This window comes from Actinoplanes sichuanensis (assembly GCF_033097365.1).
GTDB classification, from domain to species: Bacteria; Actinomycetota; Actinomycetes; order Mycobacteriales; family Micromonosporaceae; genus Actinoplanes; species Actinoplanes sichuanensis.
The window spans coordinates 6,787,383-6,806,801 of the sequence record NZ_AP028461.1; the positions used below are offsets into that span (position 1 = coordinate 6,787,383).

Below are 19,419 nucleotides of genomic sequence, written 5' to 3' on the forward strand. Positions count from 1 at the left end.
CTCAGCTCCTCGCCCGTTCCACGGCCCTACGCAGGGTGCGCCGGGTCAGCTCGTCCGCCAGGTGACGCTTGTAGTCCGCACTGCCGCGCGTGTCGGTGGCCGGGTCGCAGCTGCGGGCCGCGATCGCGCCGGCCAGCTCGTAGAGGCTCTCGTCGGGCTCGTGACCGCGCAGCGCCGCCGAGATCTCCGGGATGCCGGTGGTGTTGGGGCCGACCGCGGCCAGGCCCACCCGGGCGTCGACGATCCGGCCCTGGTCCAGCCACACCGCGGCGCCCGCGGAGACCACGGCCCAGTCCCCGGCCCGGCGCTCGACCTTGGCGTACGCGCTGCCTACCTTGAAGTTCTTCCGGGGGATCCGGATCTCGGTGAGGATCTCGTTGTCGGCGACCGCCGTCTCGTACGGCCCGACGTGGAACTCCTCCATGGTGACGACCCGCTCGGACCCGCCCGGGCCGCGGATGACGCAGCTCGCGTCGAGGGTCGTGCAGACCGCCGACAGGTCCTCCGACGGGTCCGCCTGGCAGAGCGATCCGCCCAGCGTGCCGCGGTTGCGGACGATCGGGTCGGCGATCACCTTCTCGGCATCGGAGAAGATCGGGAACACTCCGGCCAGGACGTCCGACTCGAGAAGTTCCCGATGCCGGGTCATGGCCCCGATCCGCACTTCGTCGTCGCTGAGCCTGATGTAGCCGAGCTCGGCGTGCAGATCGTTGATGTCGATGAGATATTCGAAATTGGCGAGTCGGAGCTTCATCATCGGCAGCAGGCTGTGGCCCCCGGCCACCAACCGTGCTGAGCTGCCCAGACGCTCCAACAGTCCGATGGCTTGATCCACGCTTGTGGCACGTTCGTACTCGAACGGAGCCGGCACCTGCACCCTGCACCTCCCGTGAAGTCGCGCAGACCCTCCCGCTGTCGGGATCCAATGTCAACAGCGACCTAAGGGATGTCTTAACTCACCGTTGACGACCGGTTGGCGATCACGGATGGTGCTGGGATGCGCGAGATCGTGGACGGCCTGCTGGCCTGGCGCGCCGCCGGGACCGCCTTCGCCGTGGCGACGGTGGTGCACACCTGGCGGTCGGCGCCCCGGCAGCCGGGCGCGGCGATGGCCGTCAACGAGCACGGCGAGGTCATCGGCAGTGTCTCCGGCGGCTGCGTCGAGGGCGCCGTCTACGCGGCCGCACAGGAGGTCATCGCTTTTCAGAAGGCACAGACGCATACCTACGGGGTGAGCGACGGCGACGCGCTCGAGGTGGGCCTGACCTGTGGTGGAACCATCGAGGTGATGATCCAGCCGGATGTCGCGCTGACCTCGCTCGACGATCTGCTGGACGCGGTCGCCGCCGGACGCCCGGTGGCCACCGTGTCGCTGCCCGACTCGCAGCTGGTCGTCTGGCCGGACCGGATCGAGGGCACCCTGGGCGACGACGAGCTGGACCGGATCGCCGGGGAGCAGGCGCGCGGGCTGCTCGCGCACGGCCGCAGTGCCATCGTGACCGCCTGCGAACGTGAGGTGTTCGTCCAGTCCTGGGCCACCCCGGCCCGCATGATCGTGTTCGGGGCGATCGACTTCGCGGCCGCGGTCGCGCGGATCGGGAAGTTCCTGGGCTACCAGGTGACCGTCTGCGACGCGCGTGGCGTCTTCGCCACCGCGGCCCGCTTCCCGGAGGCCGACGAGGTGGTGGTCCAGTGGCCGCACCGCTATCTGGAGTCGACCGAGGTCGACGAGCGGACCGTGCTGTGCGTGCTCACCCACGATCCGAAGTTCGACATCCCGCTGCTCGAAGTGGCCCTGCGGACCCCGGCCCGCTACATCGGCGCGATGGGCAGCCGCCGCACCTGCGAGGACCGGGTCCAGCGACTCCGTGCGGCGGGCGTCAGCGAGCAGGCGCTGTCCCGGCTGCGCGCGCCGATCGGGCTGGACCTGGGCGCCCGTACCCCGGAGGAGACCGCGGTGGCCATCGCGGCCGAGATCGTCGCGCTGTCCTGGGGCGGTTCGGGTGTCCCGCTCACCGGCATGACCGCGCCCATCCACGGAACAGCCTGATCAGCCGGCCCACGGTCCGCGGCGGTCATGGTCGGCGAGGATCTCGCTGATCACCCGTTCCTGTTCGGCGGCGCCGGCCGCGTCGTCCCTCTCGATCGCGCCGACCAGGATCAGCATCGCCTTCCACAGCGCCCAGCCGCGGGCCCGCGCCCACGTGCCCTCGTCCTGATCGACCGCCGTCCGGAACGCCGCGCGGGCCGGGCCGGTGAACATGGTCCAGGCGATCACCAGGTCACAGGCCGGATCTCCGACCCCGGACGTGCCGAAGTCGATCACCGCGGTCAGTTCCCCGTCGACGACCAGCAGGTTTCCGGCCGCGATGTCGCCGTGGAACCACACCGGGTCGCCGCGGTGCTCCATCACCAGCGCGGCGCCCCAGGTCTCAGCGGCGCGGGCGGTGTCGATCCGGCCGTCCAGCAGCCGTAGGCAGTGCCGGGCCTCGGCGTCGTAGAAGACCGGCGGGGCGCCCCGGTGCCAGCTGTGGTCGCCGGCCGCCGGGCCGCCACCGGCGTCGCAACCCTGCAACGCCCGGATGAATCCGGCCACCGAACCGGCGAATCGGTCCAGGTCCGCGACCGGCGCCCGGAGAGCCGTCTCGCCCGGCAGCCAACCCCGGACCGACCAGGGGTACGGATACCCCTCCCCGGGTTCACCGGTGGCCAGGATCGGCGGCACCGCGACCGGCAGGTGCGGCGCCAGCCGGGGCAGCCAGGTGTTCTCCTTGGCGACCGCGGGCACGTAGCCGGGCGCCGTCGGCAGCCGGACGGTCATGTCGTCGCCGAGCCGGTAGGTGCGGTTGTCCCACCCGTCCACCTCGACGGGTGACACCGGTAGCCCGGCCCACCGCGGGAACTGCGCCTCGATCAGCCGTCTCACCAGCGCCGCGTCGATCCCGGCGCGCCCGTCCGCGAAGGTCATCCCCGCATGGTGTCCGGAGCGGGTACCTCGTCAACCCTGTTCGCCGCCCACCACGCGACGATCCGGTCCACCACCGGCTCCGGGTGGCGGGCCCAGCCGGTGTGGTCGTTGCTGGCCCCGGCGGGCACGTCGGCGTGCCGGTAGTGCCAGATGGTCACCGCCTCCTCGGCGAAGAGGCGGGTCGCGAAGCTTCGGACCGGCTTCTCCGGAGCGAGCCGGTCCCCTTCGAGAGCGACGACCAGGGCCGGGGTACGGATGGGCGCCACCGCCGGGAACGACGAGGCGCTACCAGACCGCACCGCGGTACCGCCGGAAGGTGCCGGGGTGCCGGACGGTGCCGGGGCGGGGAACGGGGTGCGGCCGGTCAGGGCCATCCGGGCCCATTCGCGCATCTGCGTGCGGGCGCCGGGGCCGCCGAAGGCCGGTTTCGGCAGGAAGCCGAAGAGTGCGGTCAGCGCCGGGATGATCACGCCGGCCTGGATCAGGAGTGGGAGGCCGGCCAGCGGGAAGTCGCGGTGGTGGGGCAGGCTGCCGCCGACCGAGACCAGACCCTCCGCGGGCGGGTGGTTGAGCTGGTACCCGGCGGCGAGCTGCGCGCCGAGGCTGTGGCCGAGCAGGATCACCGGGCGGTCCGGTGACTCGGCGCGGGCCGCGGCGACCGCCTCGGCGATGACCGCGATCTCGTCGCCGTAGGACCAGTCGTGCGCGCGGGAGGCGACCGGCCCGTCGGGCTCGAACCCGCGCCGGGGCAGGGCCCGGGCCGACCAGCCACGAGCCTCGAACGCCTCGATCAGCGGCCGGTAGTACCGAGAGCCGATGCCCATGGCGGACGACACGAGAACGAGCGGGGCAGGCTGTGACATATCGATCCTCAGCTGTGGTTACCGGCCGGTGGACAGCACTCTTCGGGCCGGAGAGGAGGGACGCCAAGGAGATATGGCGCAGATCACCCGCGCTTCATCAGGCGGCCCACCGCGGCCATCAGCTCGGAGGCCATCTCGTCGGCGCGGCCCTCCTTGGCGCCCTCGTGCATGCAGTGCCGGGCATGGCCGTCCATCAGGCCGAGTGCCACCTTGTCGAGGGCGGCCTGGATCGCCGAGATCTGGGTGAGGATGTCGATGCAGTAGCGGTCCTCGTCGACCATCCGCTCGATGCCGCGCACCTGGCCCTCGATGCGGCGCAGCCGCGACTGCAGATTGTCCTTGGTCGCCGTGTATCCGCGGGTCGGGGCGGGGTCGGTCATGACGACCATGCTACAACCGCCCACCGAGTACCCCTACCGGGTATATGTATACTGGTCGCGGTCATCGAAGCCCAGGTGTGCATCGTCGGGGTGCTGCCGGCCGGTTCTTTGTCACTGTGTCTGGGGCCGGTGTTCATGTCCTGTTCGGAACGGTTCCGCATCGTGCGGGACGTGGCTGACAAAGCGATCCTCGCGTCCGCGGCCGCCGTGATCCTTCTGGTTCCGGCGGTCCCGGCGAACGCGGCAAACCATTCCGCCGACCGGGCCTGCTCCACGGAGGCCTCGTTGCTCGGCTTCTCCGACGCACTGGACAAGACGACGTTCGCGGGGACCCCGGTGGCCGGGCTCTCGGCGCTGGCGGTCACCGGGCGCGACCGTGGGCTGGCACTCGTGGACAACATCGGGACGACCCCGGCGCGGGTCTACTCGGTGCGCCTCGACAAGCCGGCGATCACCGGGGTCACCCTGCTGACCAGGGCGGACGGTACGGCGTACACGGGAAGCGATTTCGATGGTGAGGGTCTGATCGCGGAACCGGGTGGCCGGACGATCCTGGCGAGCTCGGAGAAGGAGCCGTCGATCAGGCGGTTCCGGCTGGCCGACGGGCGGGAGATCGGCTCGCTGCCGGTGCCGTCGCGGTTCCAGGTCACGCCGGCCGGTGAGGCGGCGGTCAACCAGACGTTCGAGGCGCTGACCGCGACCCCCGACCACCAGGTGATCTTCGCGGGCATGGAGGGCGCGCTCGCCGGCGACGGGGCCGGCCACCACCGGATCATCCGCTACCAGGGCCGGGCCGGTGGTTCCTACACGGTCGCCGGACAGCTCGCCTATCGCACCGACGCCGGGCTCGGCCTGGTCGAGCTGGTATCGCTCGGCGGCGACCAGCTGCTGTCGGTCGAGCGGGGCTTCACCGCCGGGGTCGGCAACACCGTGCGGATCTACCAGGTGTCGGCCACCGGGGCTCCCGACGTCACCGGGGTGGCGTCCCTGTCCACGGTCACCGACCCGCGGACCTGGCTGGGCAAGCGACTGATCGCCGACATCGCGACCTGCCCGTCCGGCGGCGCGACGGCGAAGCAGCCGCAGCCGAACCCGCTGCTCGACAACATCGAGGCCGCCGCGCTCGGTGGCACACTGCCCGGTGGGCGCCGGGTGCTGCGCCTGCTCTCCGACGACAACGGCAGCGCCACCCAGATCACCCGGCTCTACACGCTGGCCGTGACGATCCGGCCGGAGACCACGCTGGAGAGCCGGGCCATCCTGTCGGCGACCGCCTACCAGCCGGGGCCGGTCTCCGGCACCCAGCTGTCGACGGCGCCGGTGAACGGGATCAGCGCGCCGTTCCCGGGACAGCCCGTCCCCGGGTTCTCGGCGGTGCTGCCGCTGGCCGGCAATCGGCTGCTCGCCATGCCCGACAACGGGTTCGGCGCGAAGAACAACTCGGCCGACTTCCTGCTGCGGGCCTACGACATCACCCCCGACTACCGGCGGCACACGGTCCGGGTGAACGGGTTCCTCGGCTTCCGGGACCCGGACCGGAAGGTGCCGTTCCCGATCGTCAACGAGAACACCCCGGAGCGGCTGCTGACCGGTGCCGACTTCGACATCGAGTCGCTGGCCCGGGACGCGCGGGGCAACCTGTGGATCGGCGACGAGTTCGGACCGTACCTGATCAAGGTGGACCGGACCGGGAAGGTGCTGCAGGCGCCGATCCCGCTGCCGGACGGCGGGAAGTCGCCGCAGTCGCCCGACCTGGCCGCCGGGGAGACCGCGACCGTGCCGGCCAGCCGTGGTTTCGAGGCGCTCGCCGCGAGCCGGGACGGGCTGACGCTCTACCCGATCCTGGAGGGCGCCCGCACCGACGACCCGAACCAGCGCCGCCGACTCGTCTACGAGTTCGACGTACGCACGAACCGCTACACCGGCCGGACCTGGACGTTCCTGGTCGACGACCCGTCGCTGCTGGTCGGCGACGCGGCGGTGCTCGACGGGCGGCGGCTGCTGCTGATCGAACGCGACAACGGCATGGGACGGCAGTCGGTGGTCAAGCGTCTCGTCGTCACCGACCTGGACCGGGCCGCCGCGGACCGGACGCTGCCCCGCCGGACCGTCGTCGACCTGATGCGTGTCGCCGACCCGCGCGGCGTCTCCACCCCGGCCCGGGCCGGTGAGTACGGCGTCGGCGAGCTGTTCTCGTTCCCGCTCCAGTCCGTCGAGTCGGTGTCGCCGCTCGGCGGAAGCCGGGTGCTGGTCGCCAACGACAACAACTTCCCCGGCAACGACGGCCGGATCCCGGGCCGCGCCGACGACACCGAGTTGATCGTCATCGACGTACCCGGGCTGCGCTGACCGGCGTCAGTCCGGAGGTGGCTGCTTCTGCCCGGCCAGCCAGCCGGCCACCTGGGTCCGTGAGGTGAACCCGAGCTTGCTCAACAGGTTCTCCACGTGCCCCTCGGCGGTGCGTTGGGCCACCACCAGGCGGGTCGCGATGTCCCGGTTGCTCAGCCCTTCGGCGATCAACGCGGCGACCTCGCGCTCCCGTCTGGTCAGCCGGAGACCGGCGGTGACGTCGTCCGTCGGCTCCGGCTCCGGTGCCCGGGCCCGCCCCTCCACGGCCAGCACGATCGCGTCGGCGGTGGAGAGTTCCGAACCGCGCCGGACGGCGGCCGAGAACGCGTCCGCCCCGAGCCTGGACCGCACCTGCTCCACCACCTCGTCGTGCCAGCTCTGCAGGACCCGGAACGGCGCCAGCGACGTGTGCATCTCCTGCCACATCCGCCGGGAGACCCCGAGCAGGGTGGCCGCCCGCTGGTCCCGATGCCGGTGGGCGGCGATCCAGGCCAGTGACTCGACACCGAGCCCGACGGCGAACTGCTCACCGTCGACCGCCTTGCCGACGGCCAGGCACTCCTTGGCCGCTGCGGTGGCGCCCGCGTGGTCGCCGTCGCGCCAGCGCAGCACACTCAGCGCCCACAGGCCGAACGACTGCCACCACACCTCACCGGTGGCCGCGCCCAGATCCCTGGCCGCGATCAGGTCCGGGTAGCCGCTGGACGGCTGATCGGCGAGACCACGGCACAGGCCGAGGACGATGAGTGTCCACAGCTCGCCGTTGCGGATGTTCAGCTCACGGAACGCGGCGAGCGCCCGCTCCAGCAGCGGCAGCGCCTGCTCGTAGTCGCCCGGCCAGAGTTTGAAGACGCCCTCGATCAGCGGCAGGTACGCCCGCTCGGGCGACGCCGGCAACGTACCGGCCAGTGCCACCGCCTCGGCCAGCAGCGGCCCGGCCCGGTCGGCGTCACCCTGGATGCCGGCGATCCACGCGGCGACCCGCAGGGCTTTCACCCGGGTCCAGTGCCGGGGCGCCGGCATCGCCAGGGCCCGGTCCAGCCAGTGCCGGCCCTCCGAGAAGTAGCCCCGGACGAACCAGTGGTTCTGCAGGTCGGCGGCGAACCGCAGCGCGGTCTCCGGCGGGCCCTGGGTGGTCGCGTGTTCCAGGGCCACCCGCAGGTTGGCGCGCTCGTGACGTAGCCGTTCCATCACGGCGGTCTGCTGCGGGCCGACCCAGATCCGGTCGGCGTGCGCGGCCAGGTCGGCGAACCATCGGCAGTGCCGGCGGGTCATCTCCTCGTGCTCTCCGGCGGTGGCCAGTTCGGCCGCGCCGTACTCGCGGGTCACCTCGAGGATCTGGTAGCGGGCGGTACCGTTCCCGGACCTGATCAGCACCGATTTCTCGACCAGCGAGCCGAGCACGTCGAGGACCGTCTCGACCGGCAGCCGGTCGTCAGCGCAGACCGCCTCGACGGCGTCCAACTCGAAGCCACCGGAGAAGACCGACACCCGGGACCAGAGGATGCGTTCGGGCTCCGAACAGAGGTCCCAGCTCCAGTCGATCAGCGCACGCAGGGTCTGCTGCCGCGGCGGTGCGGTCCGGGCGCCGGTGGTGAGCAGCCGGTACCGGTCGGTCAACCGGTCCAGGATCTGGTCCAGGGAGAGCACCCGGAGCCGGGCCACGGCCAGTTCGATCGCCAGCGGCACACCCTCCAGGGCGCGACACAGCCGTACGATCGTGGCGCAGTTGTCCTCGGTGACCCGAAACCCCGGCAGAACCGCGGTGGCCCGGTCCACGAAGAGGCCCGCCGACTCGTATTTCTGCAGGTCGCCGGGATTGCAGGCGTCGGTCGGGCCGGGCACCGACAGCGGCTGCACGGAGAGGACCGCCTCGCCGTCGACGCGCAGCGCCTCCCGGCTGGTGGCCAGGACCCGCAGGTCGGCGCAGGACCGCAGCAGCGTCTCGGCGAGCTGGGCGCAGGCGGCGACCAGGTGCTCGCAGTTGTCCAGGATCAGCAGCATCTGCCGGTCGGCCAGGAAACGCGCCAGCCCGGCCGGATCCAGGCCGGTCATGTCCTCGTGCAGGCCCAGCGTCTCGCCGACGGTGACCGCGACCAGGTCCGGGTCGTGCAGCTCGGCGAGCCCGACGAACCAGATCCCGTCCGGGAAGGCGCGACGCAGGTCGGCGCCGACCCGCTGGGCGAGCCTGGTCTTGCCGACTCCGCCGGGGCCGGTCAGCGTGACCAGCCGGCTGGTGGACAGCATGCGCCGGATCCCGGTGACCTCCTGCCGCCGGCCGACGAAGCTGGTCAGTTCGGCGGGGAGGTTTCCGGCCGTGCCGCGCGCGGACGTGGCGGTACCCATAGAGGCACGGTAGTGGGTCGGCCGGGGAGATCCACGTAGTGATCCGGGTACTTTCCCCGTGTTCCCTGCGGTCCCGGTCGAGCACCATGGGCGGCTGCACGCGTCCTCGATCGGAAAGGAGTCCGGCATGGGCCGCCACGCCGCCGCGTCGAACCGTGCGGCGGAGGAGTTCGAGCGGATGGTCGCGCCGCACCTGCCCGCCCTGCACGCCTACGTGCTGCGGCACACCGGGGGTGACGAGTCGACCACCGACCGGGTTCTCGAGGAGATCCTGTTCCGGGCCGCGCAGGAGCCGCGGCGTGCCCTCGGGGTCCGGCCGTGGCTGCTGCTGACCGCCCGCAACGTCCTCCGCGGCGGCGACCGTCGGGCTCAGGTGCCCGCCACCACGGTCGTCGCGGCGATGCGGGAACTCAGCCCGGAGGACCGGGATCTGATCGTGCAGACCTTCTACGGCGGTGCCTCCCTGGAGGACCTCGCGGCCGACCGACGGGTACCGATCGCGAGGGTCAAGTCGGACCTGTTCTTCGCCATGCGCGCCGTACGTGAGGTGCTGGATCAGCAGGTGGCCGACCGGCACGGGGTCCGCTGAGCGGAGTCCCCGTGCCGGTCGCACGTGTCAGTCCAGGACGGCGAGCACGGTGCCGGCGGCGACCGTGCGGTTGCCCTCACGGACCGCGAAGCCCATGCCCACCTCGAGGGCGATCGGCTTGCCCAGGGTGACCGTCACCTCGTCCAGGGTGTCGCCCGGCATCACCAGGTCGAGCCCGCCCAGGTCCATCCCACCCGACACGTCGGTCGTGTGGAAGTAGAACTGCGGACGATAGTCGGCGGCGAACGGCGTGTGCCGGCCTCCCTCGGCGCTCGTCAGCGCGTACATCCTCGCCGTGAACACCTGGTGGGGCCGCACACTGGACGGCGCGGCAAGGACCTGGCCGCGCTGCACCTGCTCGCGCTTGACCCCGCGGAGCAGGACGGCGGCGTTGTCGCCGGCCTGCGCCGACTCGAGCACCTTGCCGAACGTCTCCAGGCCGGTGGCGACGCTGGCCACGGTCGGACCGAGGCCGACGACCTCGACCGGCTCGCCGGCGCGCAGCTCGCCCCGCTCCACCTTGCCGGTGACGACCGTGCCGCGGCCGGAGATGGACAGCACGTTCTCGATCGGCATCAGGAACGGCTCGCCCAGTTCCCGCGGCGGGATCGGCACATACCCGTCGACCGCGTCGAGGAGCTCGACCACCGACGCCACCCAGCGCGGGTCGCCTTCGAGGGCCTTGAGCGCGCTGACCCGGACCACCGGCACGTCGTCGCCGGGGAAGCCGTACTGCGACAGCAGCTCACGAACCTCGAGCTCGACCAGGTCGAGCAGCTCCGGGTCGTCGACGGCGTCGCTCTTGTTGAGCGCCACCACCAGGTACGGCACACCGACCCGCCGGGCCAGTAGCACGTGCTCCCGGGTCTGCGGCATCGAACCGTCCTGGGCCGAGACGACCAGGATCGCGCCGTCCACCTGGGCCGCGCCGGTGATCATGTTCTTCACGTAGTCGGCGTGGCCGGGCATGTCGACGTGGGCGTAGTGGCGGGACTCGGTCTCGTACTCGACGTGGGCGATCGTGATGGTGATGCCGCGGGCCGCCTCCTCCGGGGCCTTGTCGATCCCCTCGAACGCGACATACCGGTTGGAGGCCGGGTCGCGGTCGGCGAGGACCTTGGTGATCGCGGCGGTCAGGGTCGTCTTGCCGTGGTCGACGTGACCCATCGTGCCGATGTTCAGGTGCGGCTTGTCACGGACGAACTGGCTCTTGGCCATCGTGGATATTCCTCACTGGATGCGAGGCAGAAGGGTGACGCGCGGGCCCGATGCCAGCCGGGTCGCGCCAGAACCACGCACGGAGCAGCGACCCCTCCCCCGGGTTCTGCTGCCAACGGGAAGGGGTCAGATTCGCGAATCAGCACGCACGGGAGCCACCGCGAGGGGCAGCTGCAGACCGGGCGTGAACATGTCGTCGAATCTAGTACGGCAGCCGCCATTCGTGATCATGGTTGGAGTTCGAGGGTGAGGCGGCGGGCGTAGTGGGCTCGTCTGGCTCGTGCCTGGTGGCGGCGTCGCCAGTTTGACCAGCGCAGACGGTAGGCGATGCTGCGGGTTGGCCGGATCAGCAGGACGTTGATCAGACGGCGGATTTCGTTGACGGTCAGGTCGATCATGTCGGGCTGACCGCGACGATCTGCGGTGCGGGCGTCGGCGGCGCAGATCGCGAGGACGGCGAGGGCGGCCAGGGCCAGGGTGGTGAACCGGTGCCAGGACGTCCACCGGCGGACTTGGTGCTGGTCAAGGCCGACTTGGCCTTTTCCGGCCTGAAAGCTTTCCTCCACGATCCAGCGAACTCCCGCGACCCGCACGAACTGGGCGAGGGTGGCCGGCCCCGGTGCCCAGCAGCGGTAGAAAGCCAGCTCACCGGTCGTGGTGTTACGTCGGATGAGCAGGCTGTGCCGGCCATCGTCGTCGGGGTCACCGTCGGCGCCGACGTCGGCCAGCCAGGCCCAGTCGTAGAACCGTGGTCCTTTCGAGCCGTCACCAGCGCTGCGCCGGGTCCAGGCGGTGGCGGGCAGGTTCTCGGCGAGGCGGTCGACGCGGCAGCGGGTCTTGCCTGCGTCGATCGGCACGAGGTGATCGCAGGAGACTGCCAGCACGTAGCCGAGGCGGAGTTTGCGCAGTTCACTGCGGAGCCGGGTGTTATTGCCGTAGGCCTCGTCCGCGGCGACCCACCGGGCTGGGACCAGGGCATTCACCGCGGCGTTGATCATGTCGTCGGCCAACTCCGAGCGGGTGGCGAACGTGACGTCCTGCGGAATGCCGGCCCGCTCGCACCGGTCACGGTCATCGGTCCAGGACTTCGGCAGGTAAACCCTGCGGTCGATCAGAGTGTGACCGTGCCTGCTCGCATAGGCGAGGAACACTCCGACCTGGGCGTTCTCGATCCGCCCGGCGGTTCCGGTGTATTGACGCTGGACACCGACCGAGTGCACGCCCTTCTTCAGATCGCCGGTCTCGTCGACCACGAGGACACCGTCAGGGTCACCGAGTCGGTCAGCGACGACCTTGCGAACGTCGTCACGCACCGCGTCAGCGTCCCACTTGGCCCGGTAGAGCAGCCGTTGCATCGCATCCGGTCGGGCATGTCCGGCCTGCTCAGCCACCTGCCAACACGTCTTGACCTCCAGGTCGGCAAGCAGCCCGGTGACGAACCCGGCCGCCGCCCGGCGGGGCTCAACCCGGCAGAACCGGCCCGCGAACGAGTCGATCACCAGGTCGATGGTTCGTCGCCACCGAGCAGGCTCTACGCTGTGGCTCTCGGCCACCGCAAGGTCTGATGTTGTGTCCACAACGCACAGACGATCATGCGGTGGCCGTCCTTGTTCCCGCAGGATCCGAGGTCACCTCACGAACGGCGGCTGCCGTACTAGGGCGGCCGGTTCGTCAGCGCGACCGAATTACCGCCAGCAGCCCGTCGGCGAAGGTGCGGCGCCAGTTCACATAGTCGTGCGAACCGGCGTACTCGGTGTAGTGCAGGTCGTATCCGCGGGCCAGCAGCGCGTCGCGCATCCGCCGGTTGACGTCGACCTGGGTCAGCCCGTTCGCGTCGGCTCTCGTCTCACCGGCGCCGACGTCCAGATAGAACCGGACATCGGCCCGCGGCCGGGCGGCCACCTGCGCGGTGAGCCATTCCGGCTCGCCGTCCGGCCCCCACCAGAAACTGCCGGACTGGCAGATCGCCGCACCGAACAGCTCCGGCAGTTCGAGCCCGAGATAGGCGGCGGCGAGGCCACCGCGGGAGGCACCGGCGACGACGTTGCGGCCGCCGGTCGCAGGCGTTCCCCATCTGGTACGCGCGAACGGCATCACCTCGGACGCGATGAAGTCACGCAGCGCCGGGACGGCGCCGAGCTCGTCGTCCCGGGTCGCGTCCGGCAGGTGCACGAAGATCGCGATGTGCGGCCGGATCCGCCCGGCGGCGACCAGGTTGTCGAGGGTCTCCGGGACCCGCAGCACCTCGCGTGAGTTGTAGCCGTCGAAGACGACGACGGCGGGCAGCCCGGTCTCCGGCACGCCGGCCGGTCGGTGCAGGACGATGTGCCGGTCGCCGCCGAACGCCGCGCTGCGGATGACGTGCGTCTCCCGGCTGCCGGGGACGACACCCGGGTGCCGACCGATCCAGGGTTCGGGCGGGGCCGCCGGCAGCTCCAGCACGGACGCCCACACGTCGTGGTCGGTCGGGTCCAGCGGGTCGGCCGGGAAGTGCTGGTGCCGCGGGTTGCCCGGGTCGACGTGCGCGGCCCCGGTGCCGGACCGGTCCCGGGGCATCGCGTCGTCGTCGCCGTGGGCCAGGTAGTAGACCGTCCGGGTGGCGGCCGGCATCACCCGGGACAGGTGCCAGATGTCGGTGCCGGGCAGGCGGGCCAGATCGTCCCAGACCCCCCAGCAGATCCGGACCCGGCCGGCGTCGCCGCGCCACAGGAAGGTGACCAGGACGTGGTCGTCGTCCCACGGCTCGACCACCGGCGTACCATCGGCGGTGATCTCTTTCCAGAGACTCGGGTCGGCCTCGAGCCGATCGATGATGCCCACCTCGGCGAGCGTTTCAGCAGGCCTGGGACATGTCAAGGCATCGATGCGACCCTGAGCCCGCGAACCGCTTCGACGATCCGGCCGGCCGGCAGCGGATCGAGCCAGTTGGGCCGGATGTCGGCGAACCGGACCAGGCCGGTCCGGTCGGTGACGACGACCGACGAGAACGGCAGCACCGAGCGGCCGGTGCCGAGCGGCTTGTCCGCGCCGGGGCTGGAGAAGCCGATCCGCAGGGCGTCGATGAGCACGTGCCGAGGGTCGGAGGCGACGAGGAACGGCAGGTCGTCGCGGTGCTTGAGACCGGCGAGCCGGCCGGGCGCCTGCGGGCTGACCGCGACCAGATGGGCACCGAGGTCGGTGAGGGCGGGCTCAAGCTCGGCGGCGTAGGCCCGGAGCAGATCCTCGCACCAGGGCGAACCGGCGTAGCGGATGAAGACCAGCACGAGGGGGCCGGTGTCGAGGAGCCGGTCGAGGTGGATCGGGCCGAGGTCGACCTCGTAGAGCGGCTGGACCGGCAGCCGGTCGCCCACCGCCACCATCCGCTTCCAGATCGCGTTGCGGTCGAGCAGCCGCCGGAACGCCTCGTCGTCGACCCGTCGCAGGTCATGCACGGTCGTCATGATGTCTCCAGTCGTCAAGGATGCGACCAGCATAACCTATCAAACACATAGGAGATATGGGTGGCGAGCCTCGGTTCGGCCCGCCACACCTCAGGCGACCGGCCGGCTCACGTCCCAGTGCTCGACGATCAGGGCGTCCTCGAACCGCCAGATGTCGACCACGTCCTCGTTCGGCCCTTCGGCCGGGATCAGGGTGTAGTGCGCCACCACGAACTCGGCGTCCGCGATGACGTGCTGGATCTCGATCTGCGCGGTCGCGATGGGCGAGTTGACGATGAACTCGATCCAGGCGTCCCGTCCGGGCGGGGCGCCGACGGTGTGCGAGACGAAATCCTCCCGGATGATCTCGCGGAGCACCTCGATCTCCCCGGCCGCGAACCGGCCGAACGCATCGAGGAACCGTCTCTTGTTCTCTTCAGCGGGGTCGATGTCAGTCATGCCCTCACGGTGGCATCGGGCACGGTCCGCTGTCGAGGTTCCTAGCATTGATCCGATCGATTCGTGCCCGCTTTGCGAAAGTCTGCCCAGAAGGCCGGGCCGCGTGCGCCCGGATGGGCAATTTACCCGTTCCGCCCCCCACTGGCAGGCGTTTCCCTAGCGCTATCTCCTGCGCTGTCCAACCGGTGAATCGTACGTTTCTTCAAGCGCATGTCACGGACGGGAGTCTGCCCGCAGCGCGCATTTCCGTACCCATTTCCGCCCACCTTTCAGGAGGCACCCGATGCTGAACACGATCGCCGCCGGAACCATGCTGCTGTCCACCCTCGGCGCGCCCGCCGCCGGAATGCATACCGTCGCACCGCCCGACGAGATGACCATCTCGATCGTGTCCGCGAACGGGTCCGGGTGTCCCAAGGGCAGCGCCGTCGTCGAGGTATCGCCGGACAACAAGGCGTTCACCATCTCGTACAGCAAGTTCGTCGCCCAGGTCGGGCCGGATTCCGGGCCGCTCGACTACCGCAAGCAGTGCCAGATCGCGCTGAACGTGAACATCCCGACCGGCTACACCTACGGGATCGCGCGTGCCGACTACCGCGGATACGCCCGTCTGGAGAAGGGCTCCTACGGCTCCGAGACGGCGTACTACTACTTCCAGGGCATGTCGAAGACAGGCGTCAGCAAGTACCAGTTCAACGGATTCATGGACGACACGTGGCAGGTCACCGACGAGGTCGAGGTGGAGGCGATCACATGGCTGCCGTGCGGCTCCTCGCGGTATCTGAACATCAATACCGAACTCAAGGTCAATCGCGGTTCGTCCGACCCGACGACCACCAGTTTCATCACCATGGACTCGTCCGACCTCAACCTGGACACCATCTACCGGGTTGCCTGGATGGAATGCCCGCACTGATCCTCAACGAGGACGGACCAGTCCGGCGTTGAAGGCGGCGATCACCAGCTGCGCACGATCGCGGGCGGACAGTTTCGCGAGCAGATGCGTGATGTGCGTCTTCACCGTCTTCACCGAGATGACCAGGGCGGCAGCGATCTCGTCATTGGCGAGACCGTTTCCGATCAGCGCGAGGACCTCTACCTCGCGCGGGGTGAGCCGTCGCAGCGCCCCGGCCGGACGTTCCGGCCGGGGCGCGGCCACGTAGTGGGCGACCAGCCGGGTCAGAATCGACGGCGCGAACAGCGACTCGCCACGGCACGTCCGCCGGACCGCGTCGACCAGATCCTCCGGTTGCGCGTCCTTCAGCAGGAATCCGGACGCCCCGGCCTGTAGCGCTTCGTACACGTATTCGTCCAGTTCGAACATGCTCAGCACCAGCACCCGAGTCCCGGCCAGCGCCGGATCGGCACAGATCCGCCGAGTCGCCTCCAGCCCGTCCAGACCGGGCATCCGGACGTCCATCAGCACCACATCCGGCCTGGTGGCCCGCGCCCGCGACACCGCCTCGGCACCGTCGCCGGCCTGACCGACAACTTCAAGATCAGGTTGATGTCCGATCACGACCGCGAGACTGCGCCGCAGCAGCGGCTGGTCGTCGACAAGCAGAACCCTCAGCGGTACGGCCACCCCGCCCGCACCCGCAACCACCCCGCCCCCGGCTGCGCCGCTACCGCCCACCATCGCCCCGCCCCGCTCCTTCCCAAGCCCGCACCCAGCCGTCCCCCATCACCGTCACGCCCCGATCCCCACCACACCGCCGTCGCCCTGCGCGCATCGTGCGGCGCGCCGGCTCATCGGGGCTCGTCCGGAATGCGGGCCACCAGGTGGAAGCCGCCGTCGACCGGCTCGGCGGTCAGGGTTCCGCCCAGGCTGGTGACCCGCTCCCGTAGGCCGGCCAGGCCGTGACCCGCTCCCGGAGTGGCACGCCAACCGGCGGCGGGGCCGCTGTCGGACACACTGACGATCACGTGCGGCCCGTCCCGGCGTACCCGTACCACCACATCGACCGGCCCCGCGTGCCGGGCGCTGTTGGCCAGACCCTCCCGGACCGTGCGACAGACCGCCACCTGCACGCCGGGAGTGACCTCGCCCAGGTCACCGACGGTGAGTTCGGCTCGCAGCCCCGAGGTCCGGGCCGAACCGACGATCGCCGGTAACGCGTCGAGACCCTCCAGCGGAGCCCGCGGGCCGGGCGAGGCCGGATCACGCAGCACGGTCAGCATCCGGCGCAGTTCGGCGGTGGTCTCCCGGCTGACCGCCTCGATGTCGTCGAGCGCCGCCCGCATCTGGGCCGGCTCCGGTTCGTAGCGTGTCGCCGCGACCCGAACGGTGATCAACCCGAGCCCGTGCGAAACCAGGTCATGCAGGTCCCGGGCGATGTGCAGACGCTCGGCCAGAACCGCTTCGGTAGCCGCCCACGCGGTCAGGCGACGCTCGTATTCGGCCCGGTCGGCCCGCCACCGCCGAACCGCCCACGCCGCCGCGGTCGCCGCCCCGCCACAGATCAGCACCGGGATCACCCGGGCCGCCGGGCCCTCGGCCCCGACCGTGCACATCGCCATGATCAGGACAGCGACGACCACCAGGACGACCGGTACCGCCCGACTGCGCCACGCCGGCCGCTCGAACGCACTCACCACTACGACTGTAAGTCTCAGACCAGAGTCGTAGACGTACCCCCGAAGATCGACTCCAGCCGGGCGTGAGGGCTGTCGGGACGGGCCCGCGACAGCACTCACGACCAGCCGGGTCGCTCGGACCTGGGTTGTAGGTGTGTGCGGGAAGACGGAGCACGGTCCGATGTGCTCGACGGCCGGGGCGGCTTGACTGGCGGCATGATCGCTGTTGAGGGTGTCTGCCGGGTTCGGCGACGGGTCCGGGTTCTGCACGAGGTCGGTTTCCAGGCCCGGCCGGGGCGGGTCACCGGGTTTCTCGGGCCCAACGGGGCCGGGAAGACGTCCACCTTGCGGGTGTTGCTCGGGCTGGATCGGCCGCAGTCCGGCCGGGCCCTGATCGATGGCCGACGCTATGTGGATCTGGACCGGCCGCTCACCGTGGTCGGCGCTCTGCTGGACGGTAGCGGGGCACATCGGTCACGGACGGCGAGGGCTCATCTGCGCTGGATGGCGGCGAGTAACGGGCTGCCGGGAAGGCGGGCGGACGAGGTTCTGGAGATCGTCGGGCTGGCCGCGGAGGCCGGGAAGCGGGCCGGGCGGTATTCGCTGGGTATGAGCCGTCGGCTGGGGCTGGCCGCGGCGCTGCTCGGTGATCCGCCGGTGCTGATCCTGGACGAGCCGATCAACGGGCTGGATCCGGCCGGGATCCGGTGGATGCGGACGTTCCTGCGGGACAGCGCCGCCGAGGGCCGAACCGTGCTGCTCTCCAGTCATCTGATGGGTGAGCTGGCGGAGACGGCCGACGATGTGGTGATCATCGACCGCGGCGTGGTGGTCGCGGACGGGACGCTGGCCGAGGTGGTCGGCGAGCATCCGACCCTGGAGGACGCGTTCCTGGCCCGCACCGCGGGCGAGGGGGCGTCGTGGTGAGCCTGGTCGGTGCCGAGGTGCGGAAGCTGTTCGGGCTGCCGACCGCGTGGGTGGGGATGGTGCTCGGACTGGTCGCGGCGCCGGGGCTGGTGTTCCTCAGCGCGGGCGGGACACGGCGGGCAGTCGAGGAGGGGTTGCTCACGGATGCGTCGGATGCGGCTTTTCAACCCCTCGGGATCGGTTTGTTGGGCGCTCTGATTCTCGGGGTGGTGGTGATCAGCAGCGAGTACACGTCGACCGGGGAGGATTCGCCGGGATCGCGGCAACTCCAGGCCACGCTGGCCGCGATGCCCCGCCGGGGGCGGCTGGTCGTCGCCAAGGCGGTGGCGCTCAGCCTGATCGTGGCGGTGCAGGGTGTGATCACCGCGACGGCGACCCTGGCGCTGACCGGGATGGTGCTCGGTGACCTGGTCCCGGCGCCCTCGCCCGGGCGGGCGGCCGCCGCGGTCCTCTACTGGGTGCTGATGGGGCTTCTGGCGTACGCCCTGACATTGATCTTCAAGAACGGGATCGTCACGCTGACCGTGCTGATCGTGAACATCTCGGTGGTGTCGGTGTCCTACCTGTTGACGAAGGTGACGCCGTTGGCCGCCTACCTGCCGGACATCGTCGGGCCGCAGATGTTCCTGAACCGGGTGGGTGACGTGCGGATCGCCCCGGTGACCGCCGGTGTGGTGATGACCGCCTGGGTGCTGGCGCTGCTCGCCGTCGGCGCGTGGCTGTTCGACCGGCGCGACCCGTGATCCCGGCGGTCACGGCCGAGGTGATCAAGTTGGTCACCCTGCCGTCGGTCCGGCTCACCGTGGCGCTGACCTGGGCGGTCACCGTGCTGCTGCGGCTGGTCGACCCACCGGGCGGGGTGGTGCGGTACAGCCAGGTCGGTGTGCTCGTGCTGGGGGTGCTGGCGGCCGGCCACGAGTATCAGAGCGGCGGCCAGGTCCGGTCGACGCTGCTCGCGGTGCCGCGCCGGCCGCTGCTGATCGCGGCGAAGTGCTTCGCTCTGGTGGTGACGGCCGGCCCGCCGGTGTTCGTGGCGGCGCTGCTCGCCGGTGCACCGGGAGCGACCGGCGGTCTGCTGGTGGATCTGCTGCTGGCGGCGGGGGTGGCGACGATCGTGCGACATCCGGTGGGAGCCACGGCCGCGCTGCTCACGGCGTACCAGATGGTGGTGCCCTTGATCCGCGCCAACCTGCCGGAGGTCGCGCTGCCGCCGGCACCGGTCTGGGCGGCCGCGGTCGTCGCGGCCGCCGCGGTGACCTTCCTCCTACGCGAAGCCTGAGAAAGTCGACGGGAATCCGGAGGGGCGGTCTACGAGCGGCGTGGG

Annotated in this window: 19 protein-coding genes; 7 read left to right on the forward strand and 12 right to left on the reverse strand. The window is 70.8% G+C overall.

From position 1 onward, the window contains the following. Position 1: 1 nt before the first annotated feature. On the reverse strand, positions 2-877 hold the full coding sequence (locus Q0Z83_RS31420) for an FAD binding domain-containing protein (RefSeq protein WP_317786858.1): 876 nt from the start codon (positions 875-877) through the stop codon (positions 2-4). Between the two features lie 120 nt (positions 878-997). On the opposite strand from Q0Z83_RS31420, the gene Q0Z83_RS31425 reads away from it, so the two are divergent. Next, complete coding sequence (locus Q0Z83_RS31425) at positions 998-2,050, forward strand: XdhC family protein (protein ID WP_317786859.1); 1,053 nt, start codon at positions 998-1,000, stop codon at positions 2,048-2,050. On the opposite strand, the gene Q0Z83_RS31430 is transcribed toward Q0Z83_RS31425, so the two are convergent. From Q0Z83_RS31430 to Q0Z83_RS31440, 3 genes are all read right to left on the reverse strand, one after another. Next, entirely contained in the window at positions 2,051-2,968 is a 918-nt protein-coding gene (locus tag Q0Z83_RS31430; RefSeq protein WP_317786860.1) for an aminoglycoside phosphotransferase family protein, read from the reverse strand. Beyond that, on the reverse strand, positions 2,965-3,831 hold the full coding sequence (locus Q0Z83_RS31435) for an alpha/beta fold hydrolase (protein ID WP_317786861.1): 867 nt from the start codon (positions 3,829-3,831) through the stop codon (positions 2,965-2,967). The genes Q0Z83_RS31430 and Q0Z83_RS31435 overlap by 4 nt, the downstream gene beginning before the upstream one ends. Positions 3,832-3,914: 83 nt before the next feature. Then, positions 3,915-4,211, reverse strand: coding sequence for a metal-sensitive transcriptional regulator (locus Q0Z83_RS31440; RefSeq protein WP_317786862.1), 297 nt, complete (start codon positions 4,209-4,211; stop codon positions 3,915-3,917). Between the two features lie 171 nt (positions 4,212-4,382). Between Q0Z83_RS31440 and Q0Z83_RS31445 the strand changes: the two genes are divergently transcribed. Continuing rightward, positions 4,383-6,560: an esterase-like activity of phytase family protein gene (locus Q0Z83_RS31445; RefSeq protein ID WP_317786863.1), complete on the forward strand. Its 2,178-nt coding sequence runs from the start codon at positions 4,383-4,385 to the stop codon at positions 6,558-6,560. Between the two features lie 6 nt (positions 6,561-6,566). Here the strand turns inward: Q0Z83_RS31445 and Q0Z83_RS31450 are convergent, their stop codons facing one another. After that, entirely contained in the window at positions 6,567-8,906 is a 2,340-nt protein-coding gene (locus tag Q0Z83_RS31450; RefSeq protein ID WP_317786864.1) for an ATP-binding protein, read from the reverse strand. 127 nt (positions 8,907-9,033) lie between these two features. Between Q0Z83_RS31450 and Q0Z83_RS31455 the strand changes: the two genes are divergently transcribed. After that, the gene (locus tag Q0Z83_RS31455) at positions 9,034-9,495 is read left to right on the forward strand and encodes a sigma factor-like helix-turn-helix DNA-binding protein (RefSeq protein ID WP_317786865.1); all 462 of its coding nucleotides are present in this window, start codon (positions 9,034-9,036) and stop codon (positions 9,493-9,495) included. A 27-nt stretch (positions 9,496-9,522) separates the two neighbouring features. On the opposite strand, the gene tuf is transcribed toward Q0Z83_RS31455, so the two are convergent. The 5 genes from tuf to Q0Z83_RS31480 all read right to left on the reverse strand — a co-directional run bounded on the left by tuf (position 9,523) and on the right by Q0Z83_RS31480 (position 14,591). Next, entirely contained in the window at positions 9,523-10,713 is a 1,191-nt protein-coding gene (gene tuf / locus Q0Z83_RS31460; RefSeq protein ID WP_317786866.1) for an elongation factor Tu, read from the reverse strand. Positions 10,714-10,940: 227 nt separating this feature from the next. Next, the gene (locus Q0Z83_RS31465) at positions 10,941-12,221 is read right to left on the reverse strand and encodes an IS701 family transposase (RefSeq protein WP_396349889.1); all 1,281 of its coding nucleotides are present in this window, start codon (positions 12,219-12,221) and stop codon (positions 10,941-10,943) included. Between the two features lie 163 nt (positions 12,222-12,384). After that, a complete protein-coding gene (locus Q0Z83_RS31470) occupies positions 12,385-13,533 on the reverse strand; it encodes an alpha/beta hydrolase-fold protein (protein WP_317786867.1) in 1,149 nt (382 codons plus the stop codon). 32 nt (positions 13,534-13,565) lie between these two features. Then, complete coding sequence (locus tag Q0Z83_RS31475) at positions 13,566-14,153, reverse strand: redoxin domain-containing protein (RefSeq protein ID WP_317786868.1); 588 nt, start codon at positions 14,151-14,153, stop codon at positions 13,566-13,568. Between the two features lie 90 nt (positions 14,154-14,243). Further along, entirely contained in the window at positions 14,244-14,591 is a 348-nt protein-coding gene (locus Q0Z83_RS31480; RefSeq protein WP_317786869.1) for a nuclear transport factor 2 family protein, read from the reverse strand. Positions 14,592-14,874: 283 nt separating this feature from the next. Here Q0Z83_RS31480 and Q0Z83_RS31485 point away from each other — a divergent pair, with 283 nt between their 5' ends. Next, the gene (locus tag Q0Z83_RS31485) at positions 14,875-15,507 is read left to right on the forward strand and encodes a DUF4360 domain-containing protein (protein ID WP_317786870.1); all 633 of its coding nucleotides are present in this window, start codon (positions 14,875-14,877) and stop codon (positions 15,505-15,507) included. A gap of 3 nt (positions 15,508-15,510) precedes the next feature. Here Q0Z83_RS31485 and Q0Z83_RS31490 read toward each other — a convergent pair whose 3' ends face one another. Beyond that, positions 15,511-16,230 carry a response regulator gene (locus tag Q0Z83_RS31490; protein ID WP_317786871.1) on the reverse strand — a complete coding sequence of 240 codons (720 nt, stop codon included), beginning with the start codon at positions 16,228-16,230 and terminating at the stop codon, positions 15,511-15,513. A 110-nt stretch (positions 16,231-16,340) separates the two neighbouring features. Continuing rightward, positions 16,341-17,186: a sensor histidine kinase gene (locus Q0Z83_RS31495; protein WP_317786872.1), complete on the reverse strand. Its 846-nt coding sequence runs from the start codon at positions 17,184-17,186 to the stop codon at positions 16,341-16,343. Between the two features lie 198 nt (positions 17,187-17,384). Here Q0Z83_RS31495 and Q0Z83_RS31500 point away from each other — a divergent pair, with 198 nt between their 5' ends. Genes Q0Z83_RS31500 through Q0Z83_RS31510 form a run of 3 tightly spaced genes read left to right on the forward strand, consistent with a single transcriptional unit; the run spans position 17,385 to position 19,374 of the window. Continuing rightward, positions 17,385-18,095, forward strand: coding sequence for an ABC transporter ATP-binding protein (locus Q0Z83_RS31500; protein ID WP_378078826.1), 711 nt, complete (start codon positions 17,385-17,387; stop codon positions 18,093-18,095). Further along, the gene (locus Q0Z83_RS31505; RefSeq protein ID WP_317786873.1) at positions 18,089-18,838 is read left to right on the forward strand and encodes a hypothetical protein; all 750 of its coding nucleotides are present in this window, start codon (positions 18,089-18,091) and stop codon (positions 18,836-18,838) included. Before Q0Z83_RS31500 ends, Q0Z83_RS31505 begins: the two co-directional genes overlap by 7 nt. Next, positions 18,811-19,374 carry a hypothetical protein gene (locus Q0Z83_RS31510; protein ID WP_317786874.1) on the forward strand — a complete coding sequence of 188 codons (564 nt, stop codon included), beginning with the start codon at positions 18,811-18,813 and terminating at the stop codon, positions 19,372-19,374. Before Q0Z83_RS31505 ends, Q0Z83_RS31510 begins: the two co-directional genes overlap by 28 nt. Positions 19,375-19,419 lie beyond the last annotated feature (45 nt).

What these genes read in the sequence shown, in the direction of transcription:
- Q0Z83_RS31480 (WP_317786869.1), bottom strand. Translation starts at nt 14,591, where the DNA reads ATGACTGACATCGACCCCGCTGAAGAGAACAAGAGACGGTTCCTCGAT.
- Q0Z83_RS31440 (WP_317786862.1), bottom strand. Translation starts at nt 4,211, where the DNA reads ATGACCGACCCCGCCCCGACCCGCGGATACACGGCGACCAAGGACAAT.
- Q0Z83_RS31430 (WP_317786860.1), bottom strand. Translation starts at nt 2,968, where the DNA reads ATGACCTTCGCGGACGGGCGCGCCGGGATCGACGCGGCGCTGGTGAGA.
- Q0Z83_RS31450 (WP_317786864.1), bottom strand. Translation starts at nt 8,906, where the DNA reads ATGGGTACCGCCACGTCCGCGCGCGGCACGGCCGGAAACCTCCCCGCC.
- Q0Z83_RS31475 (WP_317786868.1), bottom strand. Translation starts at nt 14,153, where the DNA reads ATGACGACCGTGCATGACCTGCGACGGGTCGACGACGAGGCGTTCCGG.
- Q0Z83_RS31490 (WP_317786871.1), bottom strand. Translation starts at nt 16,230, where the DNA reads ATGGTGGGCGGTAGCGGCGCAGCCGGGGGCGGGGTGGTTGCGGGTGCG.
- tuf (WP_317786866.1), bottom strand. Translation starts at nt 10,713, where the DNA reads ATGGCCAAGAGCCAGTTCGTCCGTGACAAGCCGCACCTGAACATCGGC.
- Q0Z83_RS31425 (WP_317786859.1), top strand. Translation starts at nt 998, where the DNA reads ATGCGCGAGATCGTGGACGGCCTGCTGGCCTGGCGCGCCGCCGGGACC.
- Q0Z83_RS31435 (WP_317786861.1), bottom strand. Translation starts at nt 3,831, where the DNA reads ATGTCACAGCCTGCCCCGCTCGTTCTCGTGTCGTCCGCCATGGGCATC.
- Q0Z83_RS31455 (WP_317786865.1), top strand. Translation starts at nt 9,034, where the DNA reads ATGGGCCGCCACGCCGCCGCGTCGAACCGTGCGGCGGAGGAGTTCGAG.
- Q0Z83_RS31500 (WP_378078826.1), top strand. Translation starts at nt 17,385, where the DNA reads ATGATCGCTGTTGAGGGTGTCTGCCGGGTTCGGCGACGGGTCCGGGTT.
- Q0Z83_RS31485 (WP_317786870.1), top strand. Translation starts at nt 14,875, where the DNA reads ATGCTGAACACGATCGCCGCCGGAACCATGCTGCTGTCCACCCTCGGC.